This is a genomic window from Nonomuraea sp. NPDC002799 (assembly GCF_053592075.1).
On sequence record NZ_JBSFVA010000001.1, the window covers coordinates 144874 to 163028 of the forward strand.

At 70.0% G+C, this 18155-nt stretch carries 18 protein-coding genes and 2 pseudogenes; 9 read left to right on the forward strand and 11 right to left on the reverse strand.

The annotated features are described in order from the left end of the window. Nucleotides 1-16: 16 nt before the first annotated feature. Nucleotides 17-916 (reverse strand): LysR family transcriptional regulator, encoded by a 900-nt coding sequence (locus ACWD0F_RS00615; RefSeq protein WP_449871348.1) that lies wholly within the window; start codon nucleotides 914-916, stop codon nucleotides 17-19. A gap of 231 nt (nucleotides 917-1147) precedes the next feature. Between ACWD0F_RS00615 and ACWD0F_RS00620 the strand changes: the two genes are divergently transcribed. After that, nucleotides 1148-1537, forward strand: a complete 390-nt coding sequence (locus ACWD0F_RS00620) for a VOC family protein (protein WP_449871350.1) — start codon at nucleotides 1148-1150, stop codon at nucleotides 1535-1537. A 39-nt stretch (nucleotides 1538-1576) separates the two neighbouring features. After that, the gene (locus ACWD0F_RS00625; RefSeq protein ID WP_449871352.1) at nucleotides 1577-3031 is read left to right on the forward strand and encodes a serine hydrolase domain-containing protein; all 1455 of its coding nucleotides are present in this window, start codon (nucleotides 1577-1579) and stop codon (nucleotides 3029-3031) included. 17 nt (nucleotides 3032-3048) lie between these two features. Here ACWD0F_RS00625 and ACWD0F_RS00630 read toward each other — a convergent pair whose 3' ends face one another. The 3 genes and pseudogenes from ACWD0F_RS00630 to ACWD0F_RS00640 all read right to left on the reverse strand — a co-directional run. Beyond that, nucleotides 3049-3915: a YceI family protein gene (locus ACWD0F_RS00630; RefSeq protein WP_449871353.1), complete on the reverse strand. Its 867-nt coding sequence runs from the start codon at nucleotides 3913-3915 to the stop codon at nucleotides 3049-3051. Between the two features lie 79 nt (nucleotides 3916-3994). Next, entirely contained in the window at nucleotides 3995-4603 is a 609-nt protein-coding gene (locus ACWD0F_RS00635) for an MSCRAMM family protein (RefSeq protein WP_449872368.1), read from the reverse strand. A gap of 201 nt (nucleotides 4604-4804) precedes the next feature. Then, nucleotides 4805-6259 (reverse strand): annotated as a pseudogene (locus ACWD0F_RS00640) (MFS transporter); the annotation flags it as partial. 155 nt (nucleotides 6260-6414) lie between these two features. Between ACWD0F_RS00640 and ACWD0F_RS00645 the strand changes: the two are divergent. The 4 genes from ACWD0F_RS00645 (at nucleotide 6415) to ACWD0F_RS00660 (ending at nucleotide 9181) form a co-directional block, all read left to right on the forward strand. Beyond that, nucleotides 6415-7068, forward strand: coding sequence for a TetR/AcrR family transcriptional regulator (locus ACWD0F_RS00645; RefSeq protein ID WP_449871355.1), 654 nt, complete (start codon nucleotides 6415-6417; stop codon nucleotides 7066-7068). Nucleotides 7069-7152: 84 nt separating this feature from the next. Beyond that, nucleotides 7153-7638: a MarR family winged helix-turn-helix transcriptional regulator gene (locus tag ACWD0F_RS00650; protein WP_449871356.1), complete on the forward strand. Its 486-nt coding sequence runs from the start codon at nucleotides 7153-7155 to the stop codon at nucleotides 7636-7638. A 76-nt stretch (nucleotides 7639-7714) separates the two neighbouring features. Next, nucleotides 7715-8542, forward strand: coding sequence for an SDR family NAD(P)-dependent oxidoreductase (locus ACWD0F_RS00655; RefSeq protein ID WP_449871357.1), 828 nt, complete (start codon nucleotides 7715-7717; stop codon nucleotides 8540-8542). 171 nt (nucleotides 8543-8713) lie between these two features. Next, nucleotides 8714-9181 carry a hypothetical protein gene (locus ACWD0F_RS00660; protein ID WP_449871359.1) on the forward strand — a complete coding sequence of 156 codons (468 nt, stop codon included), beginning with the start codon at nucleotides 8714-8716 and terminating at the stop codon, nucleotides 9179-9181. 402 nt (nucleotides 9182-9583) lie between these two features. Here ACWD0F_RS00660 and ACWD0F_RS00665 read toward each other — a convergent pair whose 3' ends face one another. Beyond that, nucleotides 9584-10000 carry a nitroreductase family protein gene (locus tag ACWD0F_RS00665; RefSeq protein ID WP_449871361.1) on the reverse strand — a complete coding sequence of 139 codons (417 nt, stop codon included), beginning with the start codon at nucleotides 9998-10000 and terminating at the stop codon, nucleotides 9584-9586. Nucleotides 10001-10290: 290 nt separating this feature from the next. Between ACWD0F_RS00665 and ACWD0F_RS00670 the strand changes: the two genes are divergently transcribed. After that, complete coding sequence (locus ACWD0F_RS00670) at nucleotides 10291-10947, forward strand: helix-turn-helix domain-containing protein (RefSeq protein WP_449871363.1); 657 nt, start codon at nucleotides 10291-10293, stop codon at nucleotides 10945-10947. Between the two features lie 69 nt (nucleotides 10948-11016). Here the strand turns inward: ACWD0F_RS00670 and ACWD0F_RS00675 are convergent. Beyond that, a pseudogene (locus ACWD0F_RS00675) lies at nucleotides 11017-11777 on the reverse strand (GAF domain-containing sensor histidine kinase); the annotation flags it as partial. Between the two features lie 104 nt (nucleotides 11778-11881). Further along, on the reverse strand, nucleotides 11882-12025 hold the full coding sequence (locus ACWD0F_RS00680; RefSeq protein ID WP_449872369.1) for a universal stress protein: 144 nt from the start codon (nucleotides 12023-12025) through the stop codon (nucleotides 11882-11884). Between the two features lie 177 nt (nucleotides 12026-12202). On the opposite strand from ACWD0F_RS00680, the gene ACWD0F_RS00685 reads away from it, so the two are divergent. After that, the gene (locus ACWD0F_RS00685; RefSeq protein WP_449871365.1) at nucleotides 12203-13243 is read left to right on the forward strand and encodes a zinc-dependent alcohol dehydrogenase family protein; all 1041 of its coding nucleotides are present in this window, start codon (nucleotides 12203-12205) and stop codon (nucleotides 13241-13243) included. 33 nt (nucleotides 13244-13276) lie between these two features. Here ACWD0F_RS00685 and ACWD0F_RS00690 read toward each other — a convergent pair whose 3' ends face one another. From ACWD0F_RS00690 to ACWD0F_RS00705, 4 genes are read right to left on the reverse strand one after another with little or no spacing between them, the layout of a single operon-like run. Continuing rightward, a complete protein-coding gene (locus ACWD0F_RS00690) occupies nucleotides 13277-13882 on the reverse strand; it encodes an N-acetyltransferase family protein (protein WP_449871366.1) in 606 nt (201 codons plus the stop codon). A gap of 12 nt (nucleotides 13883-13894) precedes the next feature. After that, nucleotides 13895-14230 (reverse strand): ArsR/SmtB family transcription factor, encoded by a 336-nt coding sequence (locus ACWD0F_RS00695; RefSeq protein ID WP_449871368.1) that lies wholly within the window; start codon nucleotides 14228-14230, stop codon nucleotides 13895-13897. Beyond that, nucleotides 14223-15197 (reverse strand): AraC family transcriptional regulator, encoded by a 975-nt coding sequence (locus ACWD0F_RS00700; protein WP_449872370.1) that lies wholly within the window; start codon nucleotides 15195-15197, stop codon nucleotides 14223-14225. Before ACWD0F_RS00700 ends, ACWD0F_RS00695 begins: the two co-directional genes overlap by 8 nt. A gap of 47 nt (nucleotides 15198-15244) precedes the next feature. Continuing rightward, complete coding sequence (locus ACWD0F_RS00705; protein ID WP_449871370.1) at nucleotides 15245-17449, reverse strand: exo-alpha-sialidase; 2205 nt, start codon at nucleotides 17447-17449, stop codon at nucleotides 15245-15247. 374 nt (nucleotides 17450-17823) lie between these two features. Here ACWD0F_RS00705 and ACWD0F_RS00710 point away from each other — a divergent pair, with 374 nt between their 5' ends. Then, nucleotides 17824-18153 (forward strand): PadR family transcriptional regulator, encoded by a 330-nt coding sequence (locus tag ACWD0F_RS00710; protein ID WP_449871371.1) that lies wholly within the window; start codon nucleotides 17824-17826, stop codon nucleotides 18151-18153. The last annotated feature ends 2 nt before the right edge of the window (nucleotides 18154-18155 follow it).

Genomic DNA, 18155 nt, shown 5'->3' on the forward strand with positions numbered 1-18155 from the left:
CGGTGTCCGAGGCGACTCAGGCCGAGACGCGTGACGTTCCCGCGACGGCAAGGACGGTCTGGACGAACGCGTCGACCTTGACGCCCTGGCCGGCGGTCAGCCAGAGGAGTGCGAAATCGATGGTCGGGGCGTCGTGGAAGGGGATGTAGGCGAGGTCGGGGCGGGAGTAGTAATGAGCCGCGCGGGCGGCGGTGGTGCAGACGCCTTTGCCTGCGCTGACCAGCGAGAGCACTTCCTGCCAGGCGATGGTCGAGGGGCCGCGCGGGATGGGCTTTCCAGTAGGGGTGTGGCGCGGGAAGTGGAGGTCGAGCCAGTATTCCGGGGGGCCGTTGATGGTGATCAGCGAGGAGTGTGCGAGATCTTCGAGCGAGACGGACTCGCGCCCGGCGAACTGATGGCCGACGGGCACGACCAGGGCGCGGGGCTCGGAGAAGATGGTGGGGCCGGTGGTGATATCGGATTCGTCGGCGGGGAGCTCGGTGAGCTGGAGGTCGAGTTCACGCCTGCGCAGCGGTCCGAAGCGGTCGTGCAGCGGCATCTCCTGGATCTCGATCTCGCAGTCGGGATGGCGGGCTCGGAAGGCGTCGGCGGCCTTGACGATGAGGTTGCCGCACCAGGCGGCGGAGAATCCGACGCGCAACACTCCGCTGATGCCGCGTCCGGCTCTGGCCACCTTGGCGATCGCGTCCTGGATCTGCTGGTAAGCAGGGGCCAGTTCGTCGCGAAGTTGCCGCCCGGCCGGAGTGAGTGTCACCTGGCGGCTGGTGCGCTCGAACAGCTCGACGCCTACGCTGCGTTCCTGTTTCTTGATCGCTTGGCTGACCCGTGCGGGGGAGACGTGCAGCCGTTCGGCCGTCCTGCCGAAATGGAGCTCCTCGGCCAGGGCCAGGAAGATCTCGATATCGCGCAGCTCCACGCGGCCCCCAGTTCATAAACCTCTGTGTTAACCAACCTTACGGGAATCTCCGTTGTTCTCCGCCCTGGCCAGGGCGGATGCTTGATCACGTCGCCGGAACCCGTCCGGGACTCCGGTTGAGCACAACCGGATGAGCACATCGGAGGGCACCTCGAAGATGAGCTTCGCGCACACGACAGGGCGGCCATGGTGGCGGGCCGGCGCGCCGGCGGCCGAGGGATTGCCACGGTCATGAACATCATCGCCACCGCGGTGTCGTTGAGCGTCGGTGATGTGACCGCCTCCAGCCGGTTCTTCACCACCCACCTGGGCTTTCGGGAGCTGGTGACCGCGGACGGTTTCGCCTGCCTGGGCCGTGACGACTCGGCCTGTGATGTCGTCCTGGTGCGACGTGACTCCGAACCGCCGCCCGAGGCACCGCTCGGCCGGGGGCCCGAGGACATGCTCGTGTCCTTCACCGTCACCGGCATCGCCGCCGAGCAGGAACGGCTACGCGGTGAAGGCGCCGCCATCACCATGCCGCTGCGGCGGGAGCCCTGGGGCGAGTGGGTGCTGCGGCTCACCGATCCCAACGGTGTCGTGGTCCAGCTCGTCGAGTGGCTGCCACCCGCCGGGCCCTGACCCCGAACCACTGAATTTCCCTAACTCCAAGGAGCAGTCATGTCGAAGACCCTTACCTGGGACGCCCAGGGAGCCTGGCAGGCCAAGGGCGAGTGGGGCACGAGAGATTCGCACGGCCGGAGCCTGGACCTCGCCCGCTGGCAGGCGCGGCTGGAGGAGTTGTGCACGGCGTACCACGTGCCGGGCGCGACCCTGGCGGTGCTCGTCGACGGCGACGTCCACGAGCTGGCCGCCGGCGTGCTGCACCGCGGCACCGGCGTGGCGGCGACGACGGACTCGGTGTTCCAGCTCGGCTCGATCGCCAAGATCTACACCGCCACGCTGATCATGCAGCTCGCCGACTCCGGTGAGCTGGACCTGGACGCCCCCGTCACCGACGTGCTGCCGGACTTCGCCGTCGCCGACCCCGAAGCCACCGAGAGCATCACAGCTCGCCGCCTGCTCTCCCACACCAGCGGCCTGACCTGCGACTTCACCATCGACACCGGCCGCGGAGACGACTGCCTGGCCAAGTACGTCGAGGCTGCCAAGGGCGTGGCACTGGACTGCCCGCCCGGAACGGCCGTCTCTTACAGCAGCCTCGGCTACAACGTGCTGGGCCGCATCATCGAAGTGCTCACCGGCCAGACCTGGGACCAGACGCTCAAGGACCGGCTCCTGACCCCGCTCGGGCTCACCCACACCATGACGCTGCCCGAGGAGGCCCTGCGGTTCCGAGCGGCGATGGGACACCTGGGCGAGCCGGGAGCCGACCCGGAGCCGGCGCCGGCGTGGGACCTCATGCCCCGCTCGGCAGGACCCTACGGCAGGGTCATCGCCTCCGCCGCCGACGTGGTCCGCCTGGCCAGGACGCACCTGTCCGGCGGCCTGGCACCGGACGGAACCCGCGTGCTGTCCGCCGCGACCGTCGCGGCGATGCAGCACCGCGAGGTGGACGTCCCGGACAAGTGGACCGTCAGCGCCGACGGCTGGGGACTCGGCTGGACGTTGTACGACTGGTTCGGCGTCCCCGGCTTCGGCCACGACGGCGCCTCCATCGGGCAGTACGCCTACCTGCGCGTCGTCCCCCAGGCAGACGTGGCCATCGCCCTGCTGACCAACGGCGGCGGCGCCCGCCGCCTCTACGCCGACCTGATGCGCGACCTGCTCGGCGAGCTGGCCGGCGTGACGATGCCCGAGCCCTTCGCCCCCGCCGTCGAGCCCCCCGCGGTGGACTTCGCCCCCTTGCTCGGCTCCTACAAGCGTGAGGGCGTCGTCATCACCGTGACCGAGCAGCACGGCGCGGGACGCCTGCGGTACGAGTTCGTCGACGGCATGAAGGACTTCTCCCCGCCCCTCGACATGGACCTGGCACCGGTTACCGCGACCGTGTTCGCCGCCACCGGCGCCGGTCCCTCCTTCAGCGAGGACTACATGCCCGTCGTGTTCTCCACCCTGCCCGACGGCACCGGATGTTGCTACATCGGCATGCGCGCCGCACCCAAGATCGCCTGACGATCACCGGCCGGCGCCTACGTGCTCTGCACGGCCTGGATGTCCAGCTCCACCTTCAGCGTCGAACCGATCAGGTTGACCCCGGCCCGCACCACCTGGTTGTACGTCATCGTGAAGTCCTCACGACGCAGCTCGGCCTCGGCCCGGAACGCCGCCCGCAGGCCGCCCCACGGGTCGGGGCCGGTCCCGAGGTAGGCCAGGTGGAGATCGACGGGCCGCGTCACCCCGGCGAGGGTCAGCATCCCGTGCACGGTCCACCGGTCGGAGCCCGCCGGGGTGAGCCCGGAGCTGCGGTACGAGATCGTCGGATAGTTGGCGGCGTTCAGGAAGTCGGCCGAGCGGAGATGCTCGTCCCGGGTGCCGTTCCCCGTGTCGATCGACGTGGCCGCGATGTCGGCGGCCACAGCGGAGGTCTCCGGGGTCTGGCCGACCTCGATCCGCCCGGCGAACTCGGTGAACCGCCCCCGGACGGTGCTGAGCCCCAGATGCTGAGCCGTCGCCGCGATCGCGCAGTGGGCGGGGTCGAGCGTCCAGATGCCGGGTGGGGGAAGGTCGGCGCCGCCCTGCCGGGCCAGCACCACCGTCCCCAGCTCGGCGGTGCCGGATCCGGTGACGATCGCCGTCAGCGCGGCCGGTGTGTACCCGGCCGCGGTGGCGACGGCCGTGTACACGCCGGGCGTCAGCGGGCGGCTCGACACGACCCCCTCCGCGTCGGCCTCGGCCCGTACGACCTGCTGCCCGGACGTGCTGGTCATCGTGAGGACCGCGTGCTGAACGGCCCACCCGTCCTTCGTCCGGATCAGGGCGTGCAAGCCCCGTCGGCCGCTCGGGGCGCCCTGCTCGGCCTGCTGGCCGGAGTAGGCGGCCTCGTGACTGGTGTCCATGGCGTTCCTGCTCTCCCTGCTCGTCCTTGCGGAGCGGTCCTTGCGGCGTCGCCGGAACGGCTGCTCCCGGCGTTGGGCGTTACTCGGCGTGGGCCAGCAACAGGTCGCGGTCGTCGTCCGGGCCGCTGATGGTCACGGTGTCGGCCACGGGCGGGTATCCGGTGGCGATGAGGGTGTACTGACCGCCGGTCAGGTCGGCGAAGGCGTACGCGCCGTCCTCGCCGGTGGTCGTGGTGCCGACCACGTTCCCGGCCGCGTCCAGCAGCGTCACGCGCGCGTCGTTCAGCGGGGCGCCATTCCGCGTCCGTACGGTGCCCCGCATCCGGGTGCCGGGCCGCAGCTCGACGTCCTGCCTGGTCTGGCCGGCGCCGAGGACCTCGACCGGAACGGCGGCCGGGCGATGGGAGTCCGCGCTGACCGTGAGCGTGTAGCTGCCCGAGGCCGCCCCGGACAGGCTGTAGGAGCCCTCCGCGTCGGTCGCGCCCGAGGTGAGGACCTCGCCGCGGACGTCGGTCAGCACGACCACCGCGCCGGGCACCGGCTTGCCCTCCACGTCGCGTACGACACCGGTCAGCTTGCTCGACCCGGCGAGGACCAGGTTGAAGTCGACCGGCTGGTCGCCCACGGTGAGGGTGGCCACCTGCGGCTCGCGATGGGTGGCCGACGCGATCAGGACGTAGGTGCCCATACCGGGCGTCCAGACGCTGTAGCCGCCGTCGGCCAGGCTCAGGGCGCGGCCGAGCTGGTGGCCGCGCGCGTCGATCAGTGTCAGCGTGGCCTGGGCGACCGCGTAGCCGTCATCGCCCTTGACGAAACCGCGGATCTCGACGCCGCCGTCCGGCTGGTCCGTCCAGGAGTCGTTCGGCGACGCGTACGCGGGCTCGGCCTCGGCCTCGGAAGGTGCCGTAGCGGCCGCGTGCGACGTCGCGGCGGCCTGGCTGCGGCGCGGAAGGAAGAAGGCGAGCACGAAGGCGAGGAGGGCGGCGCCGGCGCCGATGGCCATGACGACGCGGAAGCCGTCCTGAGAGGGGAGAACGGCGGGGCCGAGCGTGATGGTCATCTCGGCCAGGACCAGACCCGCCACCGCGCTGGAGACGGAGGTGCCGACGGCGCGCATGAGGGTGTTGAGGCTGTTCGCGGCGGCCGTCTCGGAGACCGGCACGGCGCCCATGACGAGGGCGGGCATGGAGGCGTAGGCGAATCCGATACCGGCCCCGATGACGCAGGAGACCATGACGAGATGCCAGATCTCGGACATCAGCACGATGTTGAGTCCGTAGCCGGCGGCGACGATGACGGTGCCGATCATCAAGGTGACCTTGGGCCCCTTGAGCGCGGACAGACGAGCCGCGAAGGGTGCCAGGATCATCATCACCACGCCGGACGGCGCCATGACCAGGCCCGCGGCCAGCATCGACTGCCCCAGCCCGTACCCGGTGGCCTCCGGCAACTGCAGCAGTTGCGGCATCACCAGGGACATCGCGAACATCGAGAAGCCCAGCATGATGGAGGCGAGGTTGGTGAACAACACCTGACGCCGTGCGGTGGTGCGCAGGTCCACCATGGGCTCGCGGCTGCGCAGCTCCCACCAGCCCCACAGCAGCAGCACGACGACCGCCACGGCGAACAGGCCGATCGTGAGGCCGTCGTTCCAGCCCCAGTCGGCGCCCTTGGAGATCGCCAGGAGCAGGCATACCAGCGCGACCGACAGTCCGGCGGCACCGACCAGGTCGAAGCGGCCGCCGCTGCGCACCGCCGATTCGGGCACGAGTGCCAGCACCAGGATGGTGGCCAGAACGCCGAGACCTGCCGCGGTCCAGAACAGCACGTGCCAGTCGGCGTTGTCGGCGATGAGGGCGGCGGCGGGCAGGCCCAGCGCGCCGCCCACACCCAGCGAGGCGCTCATGAGCGCGGTCGCGGAGCCGAGCCGGTTGGGGGGCAGTTCGTCACGCATGATGCTGATGCCGAGCGGGATGACGCCGGCCGCCAGGCCCTGCAGGGCGCGCCCGACGATCATCGGCGTCAGGGTGTCGCTGAAGCCGCACACGACCGATCCGGCGATCAGCAGGACCAGGCTGACCAGGAGCATGAACCGCTTGCCGTACATGTCGCCCAGCCGCCCCACCACCGGTGTGGCCACGGCGCTCGCGAGCAGGGTGGCGGTGATCGCCCAGGTGGTGTCGGACGGCGAGGCTCCCAAGAGCTTGGGAAGCTCGGGAACCAGCGGGATCACCAAGGTCTGCATCACCGCCACCACGATCCCGGCGAAGGCGAGCACCATCACGAAGCTGTTCGACCGCGGTGGGTCGGCTGCGTGAGCAGGGCGATCAGAAAGGGTGGCCATACGAAGTCTCCGTTGCGGCGGGGAAAGAATGAAGGGGCGTGGGGTATCTTAAATCAGTCGATTGACTTAAATTTACCAGCAGCGATTCGACCGGTACGAAGGAGGGGTCCCCGTGAGCCGAGGCGAGGGTGGCCTGCGCCATCGGCGCGGTGGTGATGACGATCAGTAAGACGGGACGGGCCGAGCAGGTCAGCGTGACCCGCGATCGAATCCTGACAGCGGCGGAGCGGCTGTTCGCCGAGCACGGGGTGTTCGCCGTGTCCAACCGCCAGATCAGCGAGGCCGCCGGGCAGGGGAACAACGCCGCGGTCGGCTACCACTTCGGCACCAAGACCCACCTGGTACAGGCGATCATCCGCAAACACCACGAGCCGGTCGAACGCATACGTGCGCAGATGCTGGCCGGCACGGACGACTCGGCCGACGTACGCCACTGGGTCGCGTGCATGGTGCGCCCGGTCACCGAGCATCTGGCCGCCCAGGGCCCGCTCACCTGGTACGCCCGTTTCACCGCGCAGGTGGTGACCGACCCCGGGCTCAGCGCGATCATGGCGGAGGAAACGCGCACCTCCCCCTCGCTGCGACAGATCATCGAGGGGTTCCACCGATGCCTGCCCGAACTGCCCGCCGAAGTGCGTGCCGAACGCGGCGACATGACCCGCCAGCTGATCACGCACACGTGCGCCGAGCGTGAACGTGCTCTCGCCGAAGGCACCCCCACCGCGCGGTCGAGCTGGCACGACGCCGCGAGCGGACTGATCGACGCCCTCGCCGGGCTATGGCTGGCGCCCGTGACGTCCGGCCCCTGACCGCCGTCCGTCTCCGTCCTCGGCACCGTCCTGGCCCGCCACAGTCAGCGACCGGATCACCCACGACGCCTCTACTATGGCGTGGTGAGTCATTCCGACCGGGCGGCGCTGGCTCGGCTCGAGGTCGCGGTGTCCGCCGTCGTGCGGTGGAGCGAGAGCAGGCATGTCAAGGCCGAGGTGGCGCGCCGCTCGGGATGTGATCTTTCCGGCAGCGAGCTACGCCTGCTGGAGCACTTCGACCTGGCCGAGCCCATGCGCGTTTCCGACATCGCCGAGTGCCTGCACGTCGACCTGTCGACGGTCTCGCTGCAGCTCCGCAGGCTCCGTGCCGACTCCCTCGTCACACGGATTCCGGACCCGGACGACCGCAGAGTGACCCTGATCGCCATCACCGACGCCGGCCGCGCCACCGTGGCCCAGGTCCGCGCCGCACGCCGGGACCTGCTCGGAGACGTCCTGTCCACCACCGACCCGGCCGAGCTCGGCCAAGCCGCCGACGTCCTCCTGGGGGTGCAGCAGCGCATGCTTGAGGGCCTGCGCATCACGCTTGATCCCACCACCTCTCCCTGACCGCCGGGCCGGTTGCGCCATCCCCAGCGTAGATGCTTTGATTTCTCAAAGTAAATATCTGGGAGGTGGCACTTCGATGCCCACAGCAGTGATCACCGGCGGGAACGACGGCATCGGCAGGGCGCTTGCCGACACCTATCTGCGCCGTGGCTACCACGTCGTCACCGTCGGCCGGAATCGTGGGAAAGGCCAGGCGTTCCTCGACGCCGCCGCGAGCGACGGGGCGGGCGATCGCGCCCGGTTTCTGCAAGCGGACCTGAGTCTCGTCACCGAGAACGAACGGGCCCTCGCGTGGATCGCCGAGAATCACCCGAGCATCGACGTGCTCGTGCTCGGTGCGCGGTTCCACCGCTCGAACCGGATGGAGACCGCGGAGGGGTTCGAGAGCAACTTCGCGCTCTACTATCTCAGCCGGTTCCTGTTCAGCCATGGCCTGGTCGAGCCGCTGAGCCGAGCGCCGCGCCCGATCATCCTCAACTTCGGCGGAGCAGGCCAGACCGGCCCCGTGCGCTGGGACGACCTGCAACTGCGGCGGAACTACCCGGGGACCGGCGCGCTGGGCCACAGCGCGAGCCTGTGCGACCTTCTTGGCGTCAGCTACACCCGGATCCACCACGACACACCCATCCGGTACGTGCTCAACCATCCCGGCGTCGTCGCCACCAGCTTCGCCGGCGAATACGATCAGGCGACCGCGGCCCACGTGAACGTGCTGAAGACGCGCGGCAAGAGCACCGCACAGGCCGTCGCGGAGATCCTGCCCTACTTGGACGATCCACCCGCACGCTTGACCGCAGTACTCGCCGGCAAGCGCATCCCCACCGCCTCATCCACCTTCGACCCCGTGCAGGCCACCCGGCTCCACAAGATCACTCAAGAAGCTCTCGCGGGCCTCCCCCGTTGACGGACCGCTTACGCGTCCTTGGCTGCGGAGGACGATCCGGCGAGTGGGCGCCGCCGGCCAACGGGATCGCCGCCGGGTCGTGACCGTGGCGCACCTGCCGTCCGCCGTACGATGGCCGCTTGGGAGACTGAGTTCGTTCGGAGGACCAAGCTGATATTCGACCCGCACCGAATGGAAGCAAATCTCCATGCCCTTCTGGGTCTGCATGCGGTCGGTGTCGGCCGCGCCCTCGACATGGGTGTCATCGACCTCGATCCCGCACCGCCGGCCACATGGGCAGACGACTGGCAGAGCGCCTTCGCGCTGCACCTCCAATGCCCCTTCCGGGTCACGTACGAGAGCCGGGTGATCCTCGGTTCCGCTGATCTCGCCTGGCTCGAACACGAAGTCCATGACACCAGCGATGCCGATGGCGAACGGACCATGTACGACTACATGGCGGATCGGGTCGATGCCACCTTCATGGAGTTACGACCCAGGGTGACCGCTATGAAGGTGACGTCGTTCGGCGATCTCCATATTGAGCTGGAACGCGAGTTCAGGGTGCAGGCCTTTCCCGTCGGTTCGGGACGTGTCGAAGCCTGGCGTTTCCTGCGACGAAATGGCGAGCACGTGGTGTTTCCCCCTGACGACAAGTGAAAGAACAGACACGGTCGACGCGAACTGTGAGCGAGCCGGCGCGGTGCTTGCCTTCGGCCGACGATCCGCTCTGAATCCTCGGACCTTGGCGCGTTCGACGCGGTGATGGCCGGGGCCGCCGGATACGTGCTCAAGCAGATTCACGGCTCCGACCTGGTCGGCGCGGTGCGCACGGTCGCCTCCGGGCAGTCGCTGCTCGACCCTCAGACGACCACCGCCATGTTGCGGCGGCTGCGCGACCAGGCCGCCAGGAAGGACCCCCTGGCCGCGCTGACCGAGCAGGAACACCCAGCCGATCGCGATCCGGGCGACGGCCCAGACGTAATCGACAGGACGGTGGGCGGCGGCGGTACCGGCCGCCATCGGCTTACGAGTGGTGGTGGCCATGGCGGGCCTCCCCTTTCAGCTCTGTCGTACAGTCCGTGTCGTACCTTCATCACACCGTTCGGGGCGGCTCACGTTCAGTGCCTTACGGCCCGTCGCGGAGGGACCTTGGTCCTTCTCACTCCACGACGTCGGACACCGCACGGCGGGGCACGTCCTTGGCGTCGAAGGTGACCACCCAGCCTCATGATCATCTGGGGGTGCTCGCCCGCGCAGAGTTCCTGCCGCAGGAAGTCGCGCAGCGGGTCCATTTCCATCGCCTGGGTGTGGAAGGCGGCGCTGACGCCGTGCGCGGAGGCGTATTGTGTCGGCCCGCAGGCTGATCTCCTCGCCGGACACGGCGAACGTCCAGGGCTGCGTGTTGTGCACGGACGGCGCCCAGCGCCCTGCCTCCACCACCGCGTCCAGCACCTGTTTCGGCGAGCGGATGCTCATGGTCCACCTCCGGGGATCGACGAGCTCGGCGACGGCTGAACCCCGCGCCTGCAACCACCTCACCTTTGTCGCTGCGCCGAGCCGTGGACCGGCAGCGGCGAAGGTCCCGGATGCCCTGGTCGAAAGTCCTGTGCGGGGACCGCGAGCCAGGGCCGAAGGACCCTGTGTGATGGACGCGACTCCCGGGTAGCGTCCAGGGCATGGCCGCCGGCGCCCAGGTGAAGCTCCAGGCCACGGCCCGCCATCGTCACGCGGCGAAACCACGACCCGCCAGCACGGAGGACACGCTCATGACAGGCAACGGTGACTTCGGACGCCGCATCATCCAGCACCGCACCGACCTGGGCCTCACCCTGGAGCAGGTCGCCGACCGCACCGACATGTCGGCCGGGTACATCGAGTATCTGGAGGGTCATCTGGGCACCCCGGACAGGGGCACGGTGACGCGGCTGGCCACGGCACTGCAGACCACCGTCGAGGATCTGCTGGGCGGTGGCCGCGACCGCCCGCCGGGCCCCGGCGGCGCCGCGGCCGATCCGGTGCTGGAGGTGCTGGAGCCCGAGGAGTGCCTGCGCCTCATCGCGCCGGGCGGCATCGGCCGGATGGCGTTCAACGGCTCGGACGGGCCGGCGGTGCTGCCGGTCAACTACCGGCTCCACGACGGCGCCATCGTCTTCCGCACCGCCCGCAACGGCCCCATGGACCAGGACCTGCGGACCGGCCTGGAAGGGGTGGACATCAAGATCGGTTTCGAGGTGGACCGGATCGACGAGGCCAGGCACGAGGGCTGGAGCGTCCTCGTCCAGGGTCCCGCCCATCACGTGCCGGAGGACGAGGTGGCCAAGGTGTCCGACGCCGATGTCACCCCATGGGCCGGTGGCGAGCGTCACCTGTACATCCGCGTCGTGCCGAGCCGGATCACCGGCCGGCGGATCCGCGGTCTGTGAGAGCGCCGCACGTCATAGGCAACGGGCAGCGGACCAGGGAGTCCCAGGTCCTCACAAGGGGACCTGCCAACGCAGCCGGGTGCCGCCCCCTTCCGGCACCTCCAGCTCCGCCGTGCCGTCCAGCCGACCGGCCCGTTCTTCGATGTTGCGCAGGCCGCTGCGGCGTCCCGCCTCCCCTGCACCGGCACCGTCGTCCGAGACCACGAGGACGAGACGGGCCGCCGTGACCTCGACGGAGACCTCCGCCCGGGCGGCACGGGGGTGGCGCACCACGTTGGACAGGGCCTCGCGCAGCACGGCGAGCAGGTGCTCGGCCACGGTCAGCACCTGCCGGGGATCGGCGCCGGACAGCAGGCTCGTGGTGACTTCCGAGGACGTGAGATAGAGGTTGCCGAACATTTCGTCGCGCACCCGCACCGGGACGCCGAGGAAGGTGCCCATGGGCGGATGGCCGGGCGGGAAGCCGTACGATTCGGGGTGGTCGGAGATACGGCCCAGCCGCAGCGGCCGAGCGTCCTTGATCAGCAGACCCAGCAGCCCAGCCCGTGCGGCCAGTGCTCGATGCGGGCGATCTCCTCCTCGCTCAGCCCCACCGGGATGAACTGCACCAGGGTGTCGTCCTGGCCGACCACGCCGAGCGCGCCGTAGCTGGCGTCCGCCAGGTGGGTCGCGGTCTCCACGATCCTGCGCAACACCGTTTCCAGGTCGAGGTCGCTGCCCACCGACACCACGGCTTCGAGCAGCGCGTGCACCCGGTCCCGGGTGGCCGGCACGGCATTCAGCCGCACCTGCAACTCGGCCAGCAGTTCGTCAAGCCGCATCTGCGGCATCAAGGGGTGGGGCTCGCTTTCCACGTCGATCAGTGTCGCATCAGGGCAGCAGGCCGTGCCCGCGACAGGACGCCAGAATTCCGGCCTTCCGGCTGGGGAGGAGCTCAGGAGCGGACCACCGCGACCGGGCAGCGGGCGTGATGCAGCACGCCCTGGCTGACCGGGCCGAGGAGCAGGGCGCCCAGCGCACCGCGCCCGTGTAAGCCCACCACCAGCAGGTCCGCCCGCCCCCTGACCTGGTGATGCAGGGCCGGAAGTCGCTGGAGAAGGGGTCCAAGGACTCTGTCTGCGGCAGAGGCGCGTGGGTACGTTCATCAGTATGGCCACCCTGGACCTGACGAGGCCGCACCCGTGGGTGCTCGCGTACGAGGGGTTCGACCCTGCCTCGGAAGGGCTGCGTGCGGCGCTGACACTGAGGAGACACGATGAAGGCGCTCATCTATCACGGGCCGGGGCAACGTTCCTGGGAGGACGTTCACGAGCCGCAGATCATCGACCCCACCGACGCGGTCGTACGGGTCGACGCGGTCACCATCTGCGGCACTGACCTGCACATACTCAAAGGCGACGTGCCCACGGTGCGACCGGGCACCGTCCTCGGCCACGAGGCGGTCGGCACGGTGACGGCGACCGGCGCCTCGGTCGGCATGATCAAGCGGGGTGACCGGGTCCTGGTCTCCTGCATCTCGGCATGCGGCCGCTGCCGTTACTGCCGTACCGGCATGTTCAGCCAGTGTCTCGGTGGCGGCGGCTGGATCCTGGGCCATCACGTCAACGGCACGCAGGCCGAGCAGGTCCGGGTCCCGTTCGCCGACACCTCCACCCACCTGCTGCCGGGCGGCGTCGACGACGAGGCGGCGCTCATGCTCTCCGACATCCTGCCCACCGCCTACGAGGTCGGCGTGCTCAACGGCCAGGTGCGGCCCGGCGACACGGTGGTCATCGTCGGGGCCGGCCCGATCGGGCTGGCCGCCGTCACCGCCGCGCGCCTGTTCACGCCGAGCCACATCATCGCGGTCGATCCGGCCCCCGCCCGGCTGGAAGCCGCCAAACAACTCGGCGCGGACCTGCTCGTCGGCGCCGGCGACGATGCCGCTGCCGCGGTCGCCGAGCTGACCGGCGGGCTGGGCGCCGACGTGGCCATCGAGGCCGTCGGCATTCCGGAGACCTTCGAGCTCTGCACCCGCCTGGTCCGCCCGGGCGGCCACGTCGCCAACGTCGGCGTGCACGGCGCACCCGTCACCCTGCACCTCGAAGACCTGTGGGACCGCAACCTGACCATCACCACCGGCCTGGTCGACACCTACTCCACCCCGGCCCTGCTGGACATGATCGCCGCCGGGCGACTCGACCCCAGGACCTTCGTCACCCACCGCTTCGCGCTGAACGACATCGCCGCCGCGTACGACATCTTCTCCGATCCCCAGACGAGCGGAGCGCTCAAAGTCGTCCTGACCCCCGGCTGACAGGCGGGTTCGGCGCACATCATCGCGCGACGATCAGATTCCGGCCACGGAACTGCGCCGCTCAAGCATCAGCACGTCGCGCCAGACGCCGTGGTGGCGGCCGATCCGCTCCCGGGTGCCGACCGTGCGGAACCCGAGCGCCTGGTGCAGCGACAGGCTGGCGGCATTGTCCGGGAAGATCCCCGTCTGAATCGTCCACACGCCCGTATCCTCGCTGCCGGCGATGAAAGCCGCCAGCAGGGCCTTGCCGATGCCGTGGGCCTGGCAGCCGGGGTGGACGTAGACGCTGTGCTCGACGACTCCGGCGTAGACGGACCGGGTGGAGACCGCCGAGGCGGCCACCCAGCCCAGCACCTGGCCCGAGCCGGTGTCGCAGGCCACGTAACGCAGGTCCGGCAGCCGGGCCGCGGTGAAGCCGGCCCAGCTCGGGGCGACGGTCTCGAAGCTGGCCTGCCCGGTGTCCAGCCCGGCCTGATAGATGGCCAGCACCTGCTCGGCGTCGGCCTCGCGCATCGGCCGGATCTCCACCCCCGGCCCGGCGGGCTCGGCGGCCTGGACGATCGCCGAGTGCACGCCATGGCCGGCGGAGGCGGGCCGGGCCGGTGCGGAGTAATGGTCGATGATCTCGTCATGCGCCATGGCGGTGCTCCTTCACTCGCAGGTGGGCGCGGCCGGGACGGGATGGCCCATGACCACGTCGGCGGCGGTCGGGAAACAGCTCACGCACGCCTCGTTGATGCGGTACAGGCCGGCGGTGCCCTGTTTCTCGACCAGCACGAACCGCACCTCCGCCAGGATCTTCAGGTGGTGCGAGACGGTGGACTGGCCCACCCCTGACGCGGTCACGATCTCGCCCACGCTCATCGGCGCGCGGCGCCGGGCCAGCAGCGACACGATCTGGATGCGGGTGGCGTCGGCCAGGGCCTTGAACCAGCTCGCATACTCCTCGGCCGCCGCGCGCGGCAGCGGTCCCTTCGCTTCATTCATCGTCAATCGACGATAGTCGATGAAGAGGACGAACGGAAGCCGCCGCGCCGCCCGCCGGCACCCCGGGGTGACGTCGGTAGCGCCCCGGGGTGCGGCCGTGTTGTCGTTTGAACGCGGCTGCGAAGGCGATCTCCGAGGAGTATCCGGTCTGGGCGGCGATGATCCGCAGCGGCGCGTCCGACTCGCGCAGCAGCCGGGCGGCCGTGGTCATCCGCCACCACGTCAGGTACGTGAGTGGCGGCTGCCCGACCAGCACGGCGAATCTCCGGGCGAACGCCGCCCGGGACAGGCCGGCCCGGGCACCGAGTTCCCCGACCGTCCACGGGTGGCCGGGATCGTGGTGGATCGCGGTCAGCGCCTCGGCGATCGAGGAGTCGTTCAGCGCCGCGATCCACCCGGTCGTCCTGCCCTGCTGGGACTCCCGCTCCATCCAGGCCCGCAGGATGTAGAGCAGCAACGTGTCGAGCAGCGCGGGGATGATGGCGCCGGCCCCGGGCTGTGGCCGCGCGAGCTCACTGCCCAGCAGGTCGACGGCGGCGCGCAGGGACGGGTGATGCCCGACCTGCGCCGGCAGGTGGACGATCTGCGGGATGTGCGACATCAGCGGATGCGCCCTGTTCTGGTCGAGCATGTACGCGCCACACAGCAGGATGGCGGCCGCCCCGGACCCTTCGCCCCGCGCCTGCCCGGAGGGCGCGTCACCGGTACGGGACTCAAGCGGGGTGGACGGGCTGTCGGCCAGGCTGTGCGCGTGCCGCCCGCGCATGAACACCACATCACCCGCGCCGAGGGCGAGCGGCGGCTCCGGCCGCGGCGGGATGAGCCAGCACGACCCTTGCAGGACGATGTGGAAGCCGCCCCCCTCGATCGGGGGGAAGCCCATGCTCCAGGGCGCGTAGAGCTCGTGACGGGTCGAGTGCGGTCTGCCCGTGCGCATGGCGGTGACCGCGTCGCTCAGCACGTCCATAGCCAGAATGTACATTTCCCACCTCGTCGAGCAGGTCCGGTGTCAGATCACCAGCCCGGAGCGGAGGCGAGCTGACCGCCCCAGTTCTTCTGCTGGACGCCGCCGGTACGGTCCCACCACCAGTGGGTGACCCCTCCGCCGGCGGAGGCCCCGTAGACGTGCTGCGCTTCACCGGCCACGCCCGTCACCGGATCGGAGTGCAGCGCCCCAGGCCACACGGCGTAACGGGGCTCGTCGTAGGCGGGATCCCACCACCAGTGCGCCAGGGTGTCGCCGGTCGTGCGGGCGAAGACGTGCTGCTGGGAGCCGTGCACGAACGCGGAGGGGCGTCCGCCCAGCGGGACCGGGCCGGCCCACGTCTGCCGCTTGACCACCTGGGTGCCGGAGTCCCACCACCAGTGCGACAGCCGCTGCTGCGCGTCGGCCGCGAAGACGTGCAGTTGACCGCGGTGCACGAACGCCGACGGGGTGCCGCGCACGGTCCCCGCCCAGCTCTCGTGCCGGACGCCGGGCCCCTTGGTCCACCACCAGTGGTGCAGTTCGCCATCGGTTCCCCTGGCCCAGACATGCTGCTGGTCGCCGAAGGCCACCGCGACCGGGTCACCGGCCACGGTGCCCGCCGCCGCCCAGGTCTGCTCCCGGCGGGACTCCGTACCGGCGTCCCGCCAGGTGTGCAGCAACCGGCCGTCCGGCGTGCGGACGAAGGCGTGCTGCTGACCCGGCGTCGTGACGGCCGCGGGCGCTCCTGCCACCGTGCCGGCGGGGAGCCAGGTCTCCTGGAGCAGCCCGCCGCGGCCCGTGTCCCAGAAGCGGTGCCGCAGGCTCCCGTCCGTGCCGCGCACCAGGACGTGCTGCTGCGCACCGGCGAGGTAGGCGACCGTTTCACCGGCGACGGCCGTGCCCCAGGTTCCGCGCTTGACCGTGCCGTCGGGCTCCTCGAACCAGTGGCCGAGGTCGCCGGCGGGGGTGGGGGCGAAGAGGTGGAGCTGATCCGGGGCCGTGGTGGCCAGCGCGCCGGTGTACTGATCGGCCGTCAGACCGGCCGGGGTGTCCGGCAGGTCGAGGTCGGCCTCGGTGAAGGTGGCGAACCTGACGAATTCGTGCTGATCGTCGACTCCGCCCTCGTAGATGACGCCGTACTTTCCGCCGCCCAAGTCGATCAGGTCCGAGTACGCGGAGATGCCGTCGCGGACCAGGAATCCGTCCTGGGGTGCCTGCCAGGTGAGCCCGCCGTCGAAGGAAGACCGGATGGTGAGGTCCGCCCGGGTGGAGCCGGCCGGGGCGGCCAGCAGCGCCCGGTCGTAGCCGTCGCGGTCCTCGGCCCTGATGGCCAGGGTGGATGCCTGCGTGCCGATGGCGGGCAGCCCCAGCGGCGGGAGCAGCGCGAAGTCGGCCTCGAACGTCTTGCCCTGGTCACGAGAGATCGCGTACGCGGCCCTGTTCACCGTCGCCGTGCTGCCCTCCTCGTTGCGGGCCGTCACGAACACGCCGCCGTCGCTCCGCTCGAAGAGGCTGAGCTCCTGCGCTCCGATCACGGGCTCGGCACCGTGCGAGGACGCGCCGGCGCGCCAGGTGGTGCCGTGGTCGTCGCTGTAGATCAGCGCTCCACCGAGGGGAGATTCCTTGTAGATACCCGGGGCGACACGCACCGTGACGCCCGCCACCAGCCGGCCGGCGGCGGCGCCCCTGCTGAGCTGGATGCCGTGCGCGGGGCCCGTGCCGAGTTGTCCCGGAGAATCCTCCGACCCTTCCTGCCAGGCTCCCCAGGCGGGCTTCCAGATCTCCTTCGTGATCGCCTTCCGGGCCGCCCACGAGGCGCCGTGGTCGTCGCTGGTACGCACATGGACCCGGTCATGGTTCTCGGTGTACAACAACACGATCCGATGCGGGTCCGTGGTGGTGTCCACGATCGGCACGGGATTGTGCGCGAACACCCGCGGCGTCGCGCTGTGCCTGGCGAGCACCTGCAACGGGCCCCAGTGCTTGCCACCGTCAGAAGACCGCTTCAGCACGATGTCGCCTGGGCTGGAGTCGCTGCAATCATCGAGGTGCGCTCCGGCGAAGGCCAGCAGGCCCCCATCACCGGCCCGCACCACGGCGGGGGCTCGGAAGCAGACGTACGCGGCCGCGGCCCCATCCTCCCGCTCCCCGTTGACGAACACCTCCGCGTGCCCACCGGGGATCGGGCCGGCCACCGCGACGAACGGTGCCGCCACCACCGATAACGCCGCGACCATCAGCACCGTGACCATCTTCCGGCAGGCAGCGCGATATGACCGGCCTCTTTCGTGCATTGTCCTTGCCATCAGCCCGCTCCCCGTTTCGTCAAAGCCGGTGGGGACCGCGTCCCCACCGGCCTTCTCTCCCTAAGAGCCGCACGAGTTTCAGAGTGTGACATTCGCCGTGCGCTCTGTCCCGAACGTCAGTCGGTCAGAACTCGATTTTGTTGTTCAGCGCCTGAGATGGCCAATGAGTAATCGTCTTGCACCTGCAAGCGATCGTCTTGACGGCGGCTCGTGCTCGCGGGCCCGGCTTGCCCTAGCTACTTGGTGTTGCTACATACTGGTAGTCAGTGTTACTGTGTACCGGTAGTCAGCAACACCAAGTAGCTGAAGGGAGGTGTTCCATGCGCAAGCAGCTGACGGAGATGCTCAAGGGGACCCTGGAGGGCATCGTCCTCGCGATCCTGGCCGGCCGGTCCGCCTACGGCTACGAGATCACGGCGTGGCTGCGGGAGCAGGGCTTCTCCGACATCGCCGAGGGCACCGTCTACGCCCTGCTGGTCAGGATCGAGCAGCGCGGCTTCGTCGACGTGGAGAAGGTCCCGTCCGAGAAGGGGCCGCCGCGCAAGATGTACTCCCTGAACGCTCAGGGACGGGAGTACCTCGAGGAGTTCTGGAGAACCTGGAGCTTCCTCGCCGAACGGCTCCAGCAGCTTCGAGAAGGAGGCAAGTAGCC